The following is a 13,865-nucleotide window of genomic DNA, read 5'->3' as shown; positions in this document are numbered from 1 at the left end:
AAATAATTAGTTGCAAAGATATTTAAAAAGAAGTCTATTTCTTTGATTTACCAAAACGTTTTACGAAGAAATTCTTTATCGGCTGGATAATAGGATCCATACTAAAAAGTCCTCGGTCCTTGGTAGCTCTATGAGTCAAAAAGATGCTCAACGGAAATATAATAAAGGTGGCCAACCAAGAGCCTAAGAATGGCGGTATCCCATCTTCTTCGGCACTATTTTTTGCAAAAATGCCTATGAAGTGATATGTCAAAAATAACCCAACCCCAATAACGATTGGTAATCCCAAACCTCCCTTACGAATAATTGCTCCTAACGGAGCTCCCACAAAGAATAATAAAATACAGGAAACACCTAGTGCGTACTTAGAATGCAGAGACATCTCATACTTATTAAGTGCTCTCTTTTTGAGCGTACGATTTTTTTGTTTGGTTTCTAATCGTTTTAGCACTGCATCTGCACTCGAAATTGCAATATCTAACAATTGAATTTTCTTTTGTGTATCAAAATAATCCTTTAGATCAAGGGTATCAATGCATCCGTTTTCAATAGGATCTTTAATCCTTATATTTTTATTAAGTCCTTGTAATCCGATCCTTTTATTTATATCTTTTCTTGTAGTCGAACTTGTTTCATTAATTCGCATTGATAAAGTATCAATCTCTCCCTTGAGCTCATATACATTAAGCATATTATATCCTTTACTATATCGCTGGGCATCCATATCGACATTGTCTAAGGAAGATAGGTCTAGGTTAAGAACATATTGCTCAAAATGTGTTTTTGCAAATGGTACTTTTTTACGTTGTCTCGTTGTTTTTTGCTGAATCTCATCATAATAATTACCATCATTAAGAACCAATGTTATTAGATCAGATTCTTCACTTCCTTTCAACTCTCCTCCCACAGCTTTAATTACCGTAAAATTACCTGGTCTTGCTGCTTTTTTATGAATAATAACATCCCTAAGAAATTGGTCATTATCTCCGTATTTTTCGGCAACCTTAATATTAATATCTCCCAGATCATTAAACTGATTGGGGGCGATGACCATAGCTGGTTTGACCTTTACAATATTTTTTCGCAGGTTAATAAACCTTTTTTCTGAAGCGGGAATTACAGTATTTGCAAATAAAAATGCCCCGATCCCCACAAAGAAAATAAAAACTGCCAGTGTACGCATTGCCCGCTGTAGGGATATCCCAGAGGATTTCATTGCAGCAAATTCGTAATTTTCGGCAAAATTCCCGAAAATCATAATAGATGTCAATAAAATCGTCAATGGTAAAACCATAGGGATCAATCGTGGAGTGGCAAATGTTAGAAACTTAAGAATCACAGAGAAATCAAGATCCTTTCCTGCTAATTCTGATATAAATAACCAAATTGTTTGTAGTAAAAGAATAAACATTACTATGATAAAGAGCGGAAAGAATGTCTTTAAAAAAGTAACTAAAATATATCTATCAAGAATTTTCACACGTTTTATTTTTCAAATGATACCCTATCAGGTCAATCAAAAAGGAAAGAACGGATGTATTGATAATACATACGCTCTTTAAAACAATCAAATTAAACTTTTCTAACTAGTCTAATCTATTGATATAGTAATTTTCATATTTTGATTCATCAAAAACAAACAGTGTTTTTGACAAAGGTTGATTCGTTTTAAAACTCGTCACTGTAATGGTTACATTCGTACCATTATTCTGCTTCTGAATCATTTTGTAAATATGCTTCGTTTGTTTATCAATACCAAGTAATATTTCTTTTAAATCACTTTTAGAATCAATAGGCGTTAGTTTTACAAATTGAATATGACGTCCTTGTACATTTTGTACAATATCCATCTTATATGTATAGCCTTCTTCATAAAAGGTAAGCATTTTTGAAGGTGTAATACTTGTAGGATCATCATCACTTTGAGAAGAAATATTGATTTCTTCATCTTCAGGGATGATCACGTGCATCTTTTTACCGTCAAACATTTGTTCTGTCCCCATCAAGTTCAGGAAATACTTATTTCCTTGTAAGGTAACATCTCCTCTGGTTTCTTGAGAAACATTTTCTGCAGGATTATTAAGTGAGTACTTAAAACCAATTGCAATATTAGAATACCCTTTTACTTTCTGAGAAACTTCATCTAAAAGACTTTTGGCGCTTTGTGCTTGTAGTGTGATACTACCAAAAATAAACAATAATACTAGTGTCTTTTTTATCATTTTATGTGTTGTTCTTTAAAAATTAAATACAATATACATCGAATCTATTCATTATCTAAAAATTGCTTAAGAGATACTAAATCAGAAATCAAGACTTGTCTTGCTTTACTGCCTTCAAAAGGTCCTACTACTCCTGCCGCTTCTAATTGATCTATCAATCTACCTGCTCGATTGTATCCTAACTTCAGCTTTCGTTGTAATAAAGACGCTGATCCTTGCTGTGCTGTTACAATTACTTCTGCAGCTTCTGCAAAGAGCTTATCTCGATCACTTTTCTTTATATCAAGACTTGTGCCACTTTCTTCTCCCACATATTCTGGAAGCAAATACGCATCTGGATATGCTTTTTGGCTTCCAATATACTCTGTGATTCTTTCTACCTCTGGGGTATCTACAAAAGCACACTGAATTCTCACTAACTCATTTCCTTGTGTAAATAGCATATCCCCCTTACCTATTAATTGATCGGCTCCACCTGTATCTAAAATAGTACGTGAATCTATTTTTGAGGTTACTCTAAAAGCAATTCGAGCAGGGAAATTAGCTTTGATCATTCCTGTTATCACATTGACAGAAGGTCTTTGCGTAGCAATGATCAAATGTATCCCTATGGCTCTTGCTAATTGGGCCAATCTGGCAATCGGTGTCTCTACTTCTTTACCCGCCGTCATGATAAGGTCTGCAAACTCATCTACTACGAGAACAATATAAGGCAAAAATCTATGTCCATTTTCTGGATTCAATTTACGAGCCTTAAATTTTGTGTTATACTCCTTGATATTTCTTACCATTGCTAGCTTTAGCAAATCGTAGCGAGCATCCATTTCTACACATAAAGAATTAAGGGTATTAATTACCTTCGCATTATCTGTGATTATAGCTTCTTCAACATCTGGTAACTTTGCTAAATAATGACGTTCTATTTTATTAAACAGCGTAAGTTCTACTTTTTTGGGATCTACCAAAACAAATTTTACTTCTGCCGGATGCTTTTTGTATAACAATGAGGTAAGAATAGCATTAAGACCTACAGATTTACCTTGTCCTGTGGCTCCGGCCATTAACAAGTGTGGCATCTTTGCCAAATCGACTACAAAGGTCTCATTAGAAATTGTTTTCCCTAAAGATAGTGGTAATGCCATTTCTGCATTCTGAAATTTTGCAGAAGCAATAGCAGATCGCATTGATACAATTGTCGAGTTTTTATTAGGCACCTCGATACCAATAGTTCCTTTTCCTGGTATTGGTGCTATAATCCTGATTCCTAATGCAGCCAATGATAATGCAATATCATCTTCGAGGTTTTTAATTTTAGAAATTCGAATACCTGCTTCGGGTACAATCTCATACAGTGTTACTGTAGGACCTACCGTAGCTTTTATCTGTGCAATCTCAATTTTATAATTTTTGAGTGTCTCAACAATTCTGTTTTTATTGCCTTCTAGTTCGCCTTGATCAATAGTGATACTACCCGAATTAACAGAATAATCTTTTAGAAGATCAATCGTCGGATATTTATAATTTCCTAATTCTAGTGTTGGATCAAATTCACCAAAGTCCTTTACTAATTTTGTACTTAAGTTTTCGACAACCTCTTCTTCGACAGTTGTTTCGACCTCCATTGCAATATCTTCGGGATTATCTTCTGATTTAATAATTATTTTTTCGGGAACTGTATTGTCTCTATTTGATGGATCCTTGTAAAACTCATTAACCGTTGGGTTTAATGTAATTTCTTCTCCTTCATTAATAAGAGGTGTTACTGTTTCTTTCTCTATTGTATTATTATCGGTACCTGTAGGTTTATTTGCCTCAGAATTATTTTTATTATCAATATTTTCTATTGATGACTCACTACTCGAGGCATTTACTGATTTTGTTACTTTAACCCCATTGGTTTTTACTTTTTGTGCAGATTGATAATCCTTGACAATATCTTGCTGGGTAGTTCTCAAACTATCAGAAATTTTTTCTGGTGTATATCTTAGTCGCACTACAATATAGAGTATTGCAAAAAAGGCTAAAATTAGTACCGTTCCTATAAAGCCTGTATAATCTCTTAAAAAATCATTCGTTTCAAATCCGATAATTCCTGACAAAAGACCTCCGTCTTTCTCTACAAAACCTAAAACAATTGACACCCATAACATTACAAGAATACCCCAAAACCAAAATCCTAACAATCGTTTTCTATTAAGATCAAAAAAGAGATAAACACCGGTCAAAGCAGTTAATACAGGAAGTGCTAAGGCAGAAACGCCAAAACCTTTAAAAATAAAAAAGTGACTTACGGTTGCACCAAATTTACTCAACCAATTCTTGGTACTAGAGGTTCTATTATAAAACTGAGAAATTTCGCTTTGATCCACTTTCCAATTAAAGAAAAATGAAACAAATGCAAAAAACAATCCTAACCCCAAAAAAAACAAAAAAGCTCCTAAGACAACTTTTTGTTGTCTAGAAAATGCTAATCTTTGTTTTAAGGGTTTCTTAGGTTTTTTTACTGTTTTTCTTTTGGTACTTACCTTCTTTTTAGCCATCGTTTGAATGTCTTATCGCAAAAATACGAATATCTCTATTGGAACGTAAAAATGGTCAAAAAATTTTCTATATTAAATAGGGCACATAAATTATTGCCCCTATTATTACAGCAGTGATTGCAGCAATAAACACTGCTCCTGCTGCAATATCTTTTATTAAGCCTATTTTATTATGGAAATCCGGATGAATAAAATCTGCAATTGCTTCTATGGCTGTATTGAGCCCTTCCATACTCATCACTAAACCCACAGCAAATACTTGAAGAATCCACTCGATAGGAGTTATCTCAAAATAAAAACCTAAAAATGTCATAAATACAGCAATACTAAATTGCACTTGTACACTAGGTTCTGTTTTTAGTAATAGCACTGCTCCTTTAAATGCATATCCACAACCCCGTAATCTACCGATTACGAATTTTGAAATTTTACTCATCCGGATATATATAAACTTATGATAATGCAGAAAGTGCTGCAGAATAATTTGGTTCCTGAACAATCTCAGGCACTTGCTCTGTGTACAAAACCACACCATTCTCATCGAGCACGACAACTGCACGAGAATGCAAACCTTGCATAGGACCGTCCGTAATTTCTAACCCATAATCCTTACCAAATGCACCTGTTTTAAAATCAGAATGACTAATAACATTCTCTAAACCTTCTGCACCGCAGAAACGAGCTTGTGCAAATGGCAAATCGCGAGAAATACACAATACCTTGGTATTTGATAAGTTACTGGCTTCTTTATTAAATTCTCTTACTGAGGCAGCACAAATCCCTGTATCTATTGATGGAAAAATATTCAGAACAACTTTTGATCCCGAATAGTCCGATAATTTAGAAGTTGATAAATCTGTATTCACAAGTTCAAAATCTGGAGCTTTTTGACCGACTGCAGGTAATGTTGCACTTGTATGTATTGTGTTTCCTTTTAATGTTATTGAAGCCATAATAATTGGTTATTAATTTGTGCTATAAAATTAGTAAGATTAAATGGTAATACTCATAAAGTTTTATGAAAAAAAAAAGAGTACCTGAAAAAATCAAATACTCTGTACGTATATTTTTATAAAACCAAATTACAATAGTAACTGGTAATTAACCATCTATAGACCCTAGAACTCTTTTCATAAAGTTATTAAGTGCATCTTTTTTGGGAACACCTTCTTTTATTGACTTATTAACTTCTATTGCACCGTACATATTAGATATCAATTCTCCTATTACATCTAACTCTTCATCCTTGAGAGATGGCACTTCTGTCAATGCCTCTAATGTTTCAATTGTTTCGACAACAAAATCCTCATCATTTTCTTCGATAAAAGCGGTAAGGTGTTTAATTATTGGTAATTTCATCTACTAATTCTTTAAGAACATCAAACTTATTTGTCTGAACTTGATTAACGAAACTGCCACTCTTAAAAGTTGCGAATGTAGGAAGATTATCTACTGTTGCCATTTTTCTAGATTCTGGATATTTTTCTGCATCTACAATAAAAAAGGCAGTATCATCATTTTCTGAAGCCAACTTTTTAAACTTTGGTTTCATAATCCTACAGTTTCCGCACCATGATGCTGAGTATTGCACAACAACAGTGGTATTATCCTGTACTAATTGAGAAAGATTATCCTCTGTTAATTCTTGAATCATATTATATACTACTTAAATTAGAAAAAAGAATTTCTCTCATCCCATAGGATAAGAGAAATTCTGAAATACTACTAATATCTTAATGAGATGCCAAATAAGACGCTACTCCGTCTCGATTTGCATTCATTGCATCTTTTCCTTCTTCCCAATTCGCTGGGCATACTTCACCATTTTTTTGTACATGAGCATATGCATCTATCAAACGTAAAAATTCTGATACGTTACGACCAACTGGCATATGGTTTATTCCTTCATGAAAAACAGTACCTTCTTCGTCAATTAAATATGTAGCCCTGTACGTTACATTGTCTCCTTCTACAGTAACGACTCCAGTTTCTTCGTTATACTTTTCATCAGAAATATCAAGAATTCCTAAAGTATTAGATAGGTTACGATTAGAGTCAGCAAGAATTGGATATGTAACACCCTCGATACCACCGTTATCTTTTGACGTATTTAACCATGCAAAATGAACTTCGGGAGTATCACAAGAAGCACCAATAACAATTGTATTTCTTTTTTCGAATTCACCTAAAGCTTCTTGAAAAGCATGTAATTCTGTTGGACAAACAAAAGTAAAATCCTTTGGATACCAAAAAAGTAATACTTTCTTGTTTTTGTTTTTTGCTTCTTCTAAAACATTCAGCTTAAAAGTATCTCCCATATCGTTCATCGCATCAACGTCAAGATTTGGAAATTTTTTACCTACAATTGCCATATTTCTATTTTATAAATTTAGTATTAAATTGTTTTTTACGCTGCAAATATACACCTACTTCTTAAACAAAAAATACTCGTTAATTTTAATTACTTATAATCAAATAGTTTTTTCTAATCACATGTATTTTCTTATATATTTTTCTTTTTTCCTACAAAAAAATAGAAAAACTTACAATTATTACGGTTAAATAGCACTTTTTTTACGGTGAATTGCATCATCTTAAATCTATTTTTGTATTTTCGTGTTCGTATTAACCAATGAATCAATGACTCGCTGAAAAAGTATATTCAACATATTATTATCTTACTTTTAATAAGTATAGTTCAAACTGTAAATTCTCAGTCTTCCTTAACTTCGGATAGTATCCAGAGTTATATTGAGAAAGCTGAAAAACTGCAAGAAGAATATAAGTACGAACAATCTTTAGAGATTGCGAGAATTGCATTGCAGAATGCACAGTATAATAATGATGATAAAAGTCGTGGTTATATCTATAGTATAATTGCCAAAAATTATGAAATAAATGACGACTATGACAAGGCCGAAAGTAATTATAAAAGAGCATTAACTCATGCCCGAAGTTCTAAAAGCCAAATATTAGAAACCGATCTTTATAATAATCTTGCCCGAATTTACACAAAACATAATATCACTAGAATTAAAGGAGTTGAGCATTATATAAAATCATATGAGTTTGCATTAAAACTTAATGATACCTCAAGAATGATACGCCCCCTATTAAATCTGGGAGAATATTATATAAAAAGAAATGATTTTGATAGCTCATATGAATATTTAAGACCGGCAAGACGACTTATTAATGAAAAATCCTCGAGTATTGTCAAAACCAAACTTAATGGGCTACTAGGTAGATATTTTTTAAGTGTTAGAAGATATGACAAATCAGAAGAGTATATAGACAAAGCTATTTCTTATGCTCAACATGAAACCAAAAATAAAGAAAACAATGATGAGCAGATATCTACCTATTATGAAGAACTTGCTTCTGCCTTCGAAACCAAATCAGAGCTCTACCGAAAACAAAAAGATTATAAAAACGCTTATAACTATCAGAAGAAGCAACATGAGAATGTTCTGAAATCTAAAGATTTTAAAAAATTAACCGAATTACAACGTGCTAATATAAAATATGAAGTTGATGTAATTGGTGAGAAAATTAAGAAAGCAGAATCAGAAAAAAAAGAAAGCGAATCAGAAGTTCTAAAATGGAGAATAAGTATTATTCTGGGTATCATACTGATTCTTATATCTTTGGCGTTTTTAATAAGTTCTTACAGAAACAACATTCAAAAGAAGCGACTTAATAATGACCTAATAGATAAAAATAAGGAACTAATAAGTGCCAAGGAAACGGCAGAGCAAGTCTCTACCTTAAAATCTCAATTTATTTCTACTGTAAGCCATGAGCTTAGAACTCCTCTGTATGGTGTAATCGGACTTACATCGCTACTGATGGAAAACCCAGACCAAAAGAAAAAAACTGAATACTTAGAATCCCTAAAATTTTCTGGAGATTATCTTTTAGCCCTAATTAATGACGTCTTACAGTTGAGTAAGATAGAAACTAATGAAGTAAAATTAGAAAAAGTTTCTTTTGATATAAGAACACTTATCGAAGGAATTGTAAACTCCTTGCGTACCAAACAAAAAAGCAATAACAACTCTGTACATATTAATATAGATCAAAACATAGACACAACGCTGTTAGGTGACTCTGTTAGACTTTCTCAAATATTAATAAATCTTATTGGTAATGCTCTAAAATTTACAAAAAACGGAAATATTTGGGTAAACGTATATTGCGTTGAGCACAACGAAGATAGTTATGTACTACGTTTTGTTATTAAAGATGACGGAATTGGAATTCCTAAAAGTAAGCAGGATACGATTTTTGATAATTTTGCTCAAGTAAAAAACGACAATCAAGAGTATGAAGGAACAGGTCTTGGGTTAGCGATTGTAAAAAAACTGATTCATCTTCATGACAGTGAAATACAAATATCAAGTGAAGAAGGAAAAGGATCTAAGTTTCATTTTGATTTGACCTATGAAAAAGCGGTTAAACAAAAAGAACAATCTTTCCAAACAGGAGAAAGTCTCAGTATAGGAACTAGTAATTTCAATGTTCTTATTGTTGATGACAATAAAATTAATCAAATCGTTACTCAAAATATATTAAAAAAGAAAGGGTACACTTGCAACATCGCCAGTAACGGTATGGATGCCATAGAAATGGTAAAAAGCGAAAAATTTGACCTTATATTAATGGATATTAATATGCCAGAAATGAATGGTCTCGAAGCTACTAAGGTTATTCGTACGTTCAACTCTAATATCCCTATTATTGCATTAACGGCGGTAGAAGAAGGAGAAGTAAGAAATCAAGCCTTATCGGTAGGCATGAATGATGTCATCATTAAACCATATGATACTCAGCAATTTTTCCAATCTATTATGCGTAATATTTCGAAGGTCAAAATGATCTAACTTATTAAAGAGATTACTAGCTCTGCATAAAACGACTACATTTTATTCTTTATCTGATTCTTTCTATCGACCAATGATAGCAAAACCAAAATTGTAAGCTGATTCTAGATTTTATATGTTAAAACCTATTCAATTTCTTCTGAATACATTATTTTAGATCCATCTAACACCAAATTGACTATAACTCTACACTGAGGTAGTTTAAACCTTTTTTTCGGGATTCTTAATCTATATTATAATTGACAGCTCAATCTTAGTTCTTTAAAAAATTATAATTAAATAAGGTATCGTAAAAAAAGAAAATTACTGTAGTAATCTCATGGTCTATTTGTAATAACTCAAGAATTATTGTATAACTTATGGATTCAAAAAAAAAAATAGGTTTTAATACCATTTGTACTCATCTAGGCGAAGTAAAGGATGAGCAGTTTAAAGGGGCTGTATCCCCTTTGTACATGTCAACCTCCTACGCTTTTGAAGGTGTAGACAAAAAACGATACCCACGATATTTTAACACCCCAAATCAGGAAGCTTTATGCAAAAAAATAGCCGCACTAGAAAAAGGGGGATCTGCATTAATTTTCGGAAGCGGAATGGCAGCGATTAGCACTTCCTTATTTGCTTTTTTACAAAAAGGAGATCATATCGTATTGCAGCGTACACTATACGGAGGTACTGCCAACCTTGTTAACGAAGAGTTCGATAAACATGGAATCGACTTTTCTTATGTAGATGAACAAACCAGTAAAGGTTTTGAAGATAAAATTAAACCTACAACAAAAGTTATCTATATAGAGACTCCTTCAAATCCATTAATGACCATCACCGATATCGAGCAAATTGCAACACTCGCTAAGCAAAATAATATTATTACCATGATAGATAATACTTTTGCTTCTCCTGTAAATCAAAACCCTATAGAATTAGGGATTGATATTGTTATACATTCGGCTACAAAATATCTAGGAGGACACAGCGATATTCTTGCCGGAGCGGTAATCGCATCAGAAAAAAATAGTAACCAAATTTTTCAGGTAGCCAAAAACTTTGGAGGGAGCTTAAGTGATTTTACAGTTTGGATGCTCGAAAGAAGTATAAAAACTCTAGGAATTCGTGTAAAACAACAAAACAAAAACGCTCTAAAGCTTGCCAAATGGTTAAATACACATAAAGACATAGCAATGGTCTATTATCCCGGGCTAAAATCACATCCAGATCATGAAATTGCCAAAAAACAAATGAAAGGGTATGGTGGTATGCTTTCTTTTGAGTTAAAAGAGGGATTAGATGCTAATATGTTTCAGAAAGAATTAAAACTTATTAAAAGTTCGATGAGCCTCGCTGGTGTAGAAAGTACAATACTATCCCCTACTCTTACTTCTCATGCGTTATTATCAGAAGAAGAAAGGGATCTGCAAGGTATCAAACCAGGTTTATTAAGGTTTAGTGTAGGTATCGAAGAAAAAGAAGATCTAATGAATGATATAGAACAAGCTCTAGAAAAAATAAAAATTCCCGAATTAGAACATTAAAAATATGAAATTAGATATTCTTGCAATTGGCGCACACCCTGATGATGTAGAATTGGGGTGCGCGGGAACAATTGCTAAAGAAATAAAAAATGGTAAAAAAGTAGGAATTCTCGATCTTACCCGAGGGGAACTAGGAACCCGTGGAACCCCAGAAATTAGAAGCCAAGAATCTAAAAAAGCTTCTGATATTTTAGGCGTATCTATAAGAGAAAACCTTGATTTTAAAGATGCTTTTTTCAAAAATGATCAAGAACATCAATTAGAAATAATTAAAAAAATAAGAACCTATAAACCCGAAATTGTACTCTGTAATGCGATTACTGACCGTCATATAGACCATGGCAAAGGCAGTAAATTAGTTAGTGATGCTTGTTTCTTATCTGGATTAAAAAAAATTGAAACAAAAGACAATGCTATGCAACAAGCTCCTTGGAGACCCAAACTTGTGTATCACTATATACAATGGATGCCCATAGAACCTGATTTTGTGGTTGATATTAGTGATCATATGGACACCAAAATAAAAAGTGTAATGGCATACGGATCACAGTTTTATGATGCCGATAGTAAAGAACCCACCACTCCTATCTCTAGTAAAAATTTTCTAGATAGTATCGAATACCGTGCAGCAGACCTAGGAAGACTCATTGGGGTTCGTTATGCAGAAGGGTTTACTGTAGAACGCTATGTTGCAGTAGATTCAATTTTTAATTTAATTTAATTTGATAAAAAGTTTGCAGAAATGTAGAAATGCTTTATTTTTGCACCCGACTTAAAATGGTGGTTGTAGCTCAGCTGGTTAGAGCATTGGTTTGTGGTACCAAGGGTCGCGGGTTCGAATCCCGTCTTCCACCCATTATAAAAAGCCCTTTTTAGGGCTTTTTTTTGTTTATTACCATACTCCTCTTCTCTCTAATTTTGCCACGCCATTTAGCTATAAAGCATATCGTAATACACTAAATAAAGTAATTATTTTAATACTTACTGCGATCTAGAGGATATATCTGTAAGGTTTTCTAAATAATAGCAAAGTTTTGCATCACCATAATAAATACAAGTCTTTATTTTTAGGCAATACCAAAACTTAACATGCTACAACAGTAAAAATTCGAAGCAAATACAGAGTGAATCCGAAGTAAAATCAAACATGTAAAAATCGAGCTATTTTTTAGCCTTATCTACAATAAGTCTTTGCTCTCTATTTGCTATGTCCCAGGCTGTGTAAAATACCAATTTTGCTCTTTTGGTCATAAGTTCATACTCAATTTTATCAGCAGTATCGGTATGTTTATGATAATCTTCATGCACACCATTAAAATAAAAGATAATTGGGATATTATGCTTAGCAAAATTATAATGATCACTCCTAAAATAAAACCTATTGGGATCATTCTTTGCATTAAAAGTATAATCTAAATCTAATTGTGTATATGTTTTATTCATTTTTTCACTGATATCATGTAATTCAGAACTGAGTCTATCACTACCGATTAGGTATATATAATCACGCTTACCTTCTTCATCATGCGCATCGTCAATACGTCCTATCATATCAATATTAAGATCTGTTACTGTATTTTCTAGCGGAAAAACAGGATTCTCTGTATAAAACTTAGAACCATATAATCCCTTTTCTTCTCCGGTCACATGCAGAAACAAAATAGAACGTCTAGGACCATGACCATCTTTTTTTGCTTGCATAAACCCTTCGGCTATTTCTAGTATACTTACAGTACCCGAACCATCATCATCGGCTCCGTTATATATATTACCATCATAATCTACACCTACGTGATCATAATGTGCCGAAATAACAACTATTTCATCTGCTTTATCAGAACCTTTTATAAAAGCCAATACATTTTCTGATGACTTTATTCCGCCTCTAAAATAGCTAGCTGGTATTTCCTGAAAATAATCATCCTCTCCCAAAGGAGAAGGTATTCCCATTCTCTTATATTGTTCTTTTAAATACTCAGCAGCTTTTTTCTGACCGGGCTCTCCTGTATCTCGCCCTTCGAAGTCATCACCAGCAAACGTATATAGATATTTTTTTAATTCATCAACAGTAATACTTTCTGCATAGGTACTTGCTGTCGTTTCTAAATTGCTCTGAGATGTTGAATCTATCCTAGGAATTGTTTCAGAAGAATTCTGAGAAGTTCCGCAACAACAAGCTGTAAATAAGCTAACAAGTATTAAAATATTTTTCATAAAAATCTATCTATTAAAATGAGTTACAAGATACTCATTTAGGTATATATGAGGAAGTGAATATTTTCTTAAAAGAATAATTTCAAAATATTTAAAAATTTCTTCCTAGAATTAAAAAAGGTTACTATATTTGCACCCGCGTTCAGGGAATACCTGATTAGACTAAACACTGGAGAAATGGCAGAGTGGTCGAATGCGGCAGTCTTGAAAACTGTTGAGGGTCACACCTCCGGGGGTTCGAATCCCTCTTTCTCCGCAAAACCTCGTAAATTATATTTACGAGGTTTTATTTTTTTAACTAGTACCGCTAGTGTAATTTCCAGGATTTTTATTCTATTACCTTTTCAATAATCTCAAGATACCCTGTCACTAAATTTATCTTTACCCACAACACTTACTAAGAAACTTAAAAAAAGAACTCATACCAATTAAAAGTCTAAAACTATTTACGGATCAAGGCCAATTGTTGTGTTT

12 protein-coding genes and 2 tRNA genes are annotated in these 13,865 nt (G+C 32.9%); 5 read left to right on the top strand and 9 right to left on the bottom strand.

The window, feature by feature from the left end:
- Positions 1 to 34: 34 nt before the first annotated feature.
- The 8 genes from DZ60_RS0116255 to DZ60_RS0116220 all read right to left on the bottom strand — a co-directional run bounded on the left by DZ60_RS0116255 (position 35) and on the right by DZ60_RS0116220 (position 7,134).
- Positions 35 to 1,480: an LptF/LptG family permease gene (locus tag DZ60_RS0116255; RefSeq protein ID WP_081740517.1), complete on the bottom strand. Its 1,446-nt coding sequence runs from the start codon at positions 1,478 to 1,480 to the stop codon at positions 35 to 37.
- Positions 1,481 to 1,586: 106 nt separating this feature from the next.
- Positions 1,587 to 2,222 carry a LolA family protein gene (locus DZ60_RS0116250; RefSeq protein ID WP_034229954.1) on the bottom strand — a complete coding sequence of 212 codons (636 nt, stop codon included), beginning with the start codon at positions 2,220 to 2,222 and terminating at the stop codon, positions 1,587 to 1,589.
- A 44-nt stretch (positions 2,223 to 2,266) separates the two neighbouring features.
- Positions 2,267 to 4,762, bottom strand: a complete 2,496-nt coding sequence (locus DZ60_RS0116245) for an FtsK/SpoIIIE family DNA translocase (RefSeq protein ID WP_025743092.1) — start codon at positions 4,760 to 4,762, stop codon at positions 2,267 to 2,269.
- 67 nt (positions 4,763 to 4,829) lie between these two features.
- Positions 4,830 to 5,198 carry a diacylglycerol kinase gene (locus DZ60_RS0116240; protein WP_034229952.1) on the bottom strand — a complete coding sequence of 123 codons (369 nt, stop codon included), beginning with the start codon at positions 5,196 to 5,198 and terminating at the stop codon, positions 4,830 to 4,832.
- A gap of 16 nt (positions 5,199 to 5,214) precedes the next feature.
- Entirely contained in the window at positions 5,215 to 5,715 is a 501-nt protein-coding gene (gene tpx / locus DZ60_RS0116235; protein WP_025743090.1) for a thiol peroxidase, read from the bottom strand.
- Positions 5,716 to 5,863: 148 nt separating this feature from the next.
- A complete protein-coding gene (locus tag DZ60_RS0116230; protein ID WP_025743089.1) occupies positions 5,864 to 6,121 on the bottom strand; it encodes a DUF6952 family protein in 258 nt (85 codons plus the stop codon).
- Positions 6,102 to 6,416 (bottom strand): thioredoxin family protein, encoded by a 315-nt coding sequence (locus DZ60_RS0116225; RefSeq protein WP_025743088.1) that lies wholly within the window; start codon positions 6,414 to 6,416, stop codon positions 6,102 to 6,104. The genes DZ60_RS0116230 and DZ60_RS0116225 overlap by 20 nt, the downstream gene beginning before the upstream one ends.
- Positions 6,417 to 6,495: 79 nt before the next feature.
- Positions 6,496 to 7,134 carry a peroxiredoxin gene (locus DZ60_RS0116220; protein WP_025743087.1) on the bottom strand — a complete coding sequence of 213 codons (639 nt, stop codon included), beginning with the start codon at positions 7,132 to 7,134 and terminating at the stop codon, positions 6,496 to 6,498.
- Between the two features lie 447 nt (positions 7,135 to 7,581).
- Between DZ60_RS0116220 and DZ60_RS0116215 the strand changes: the two genes are divergently transcribed.
- The 4 genes from DZ60_RS0116215 to DZ60_RS0116200 all read left to right on the top strand — a co-directional run bounded on the left by DZ60_RS0116215 (position 7,582) and on the right by DZ60_RS0116200 (position 12,032).
- A complete protein-coding gene (locus tag DZ60_RS0116215) occupies positions 7,582 to 9,645 on the top strand; it encodes a tetratricopeptide repeat-containing hybrid sensor histidine kinase/response regulator (RefSeq protein WP_025743086.1) in 2,064 nt (687 codons plus the stop codon).
- A 359-nt stretch (positions 9,646 to 10,004) separates the two neighbouring features.
- Entirely contained in the window at positions 10,005 to 11,177 is a 1,173-nt protein-coding gene (locus tag DZ60_RS0116210; protein WP_025743085.1) for a trans-sulfuration enzyme family protein, read from the top strand.
- A 4-nt stretch (positions 11,178 to 11,181) separates the two neighbouring features.
- Positions 11,182 to 11,898 (top strand): bacillithiol biosynthesis deacetylase BshB1, encoded by a 717-nt coding sequence (gene bshB1, locus DZ60_RS0116205; RefSeq protein ID WP_025743084.1) that lies wholly within the window; start codon positions 11,182 to 11,184, stop codon positions 11,896 to 11,898.
- Positions 11,899 to 11,956: 58 nt separating this feature from the next.
- Positions 11,957 to 12,032: transfer RNA gene (locus tag DZ60_RS0116200), tRNA-His, on the top strand.
- 306 nt (positions 12,033 to 12,338) lie between these two features.
- Here the strand turns inward: DZ60_RS0116200 and DZ60_RS0116195 are convergent.
- A complete protein-coding gene (locus DZ60_RS0116195) occupies positions 12,339 to 13,391 on the bottom strand; it encodes a M28 family metallopeptidase (protein WP_025743083.1) in 1,053 nt (350 codons plus the stop codon).
- A 171-nt stretch (positions 13,392 to 13,562) separates the two neighbouring features.
- On the opposite strand from DZ60_RS0116195, the gene DZ60_RS0116190 reads away from it, so the two are divergent.
- Positions 13,563 to 13,647: transfer RNA gene (locus tag DZ60_RS0116190), tRNA-Ser, on the top strand.
- The last annotated feature ends 218 nt before the right edge of the window (positions 13,648 to 13,865 follow it).

The organism is Aquimarina pacifica, assembly GCF_000520955.1.
GTDB lineage: Bacteria > Bacteroidota > Bacteroidia > Flavobacteriales > Flavobacteriaceae > Aquimarina > Aquimarina pacifica.
This window is presented reverse-complemented; position numbering and strand designations above follow the sequence as displayed.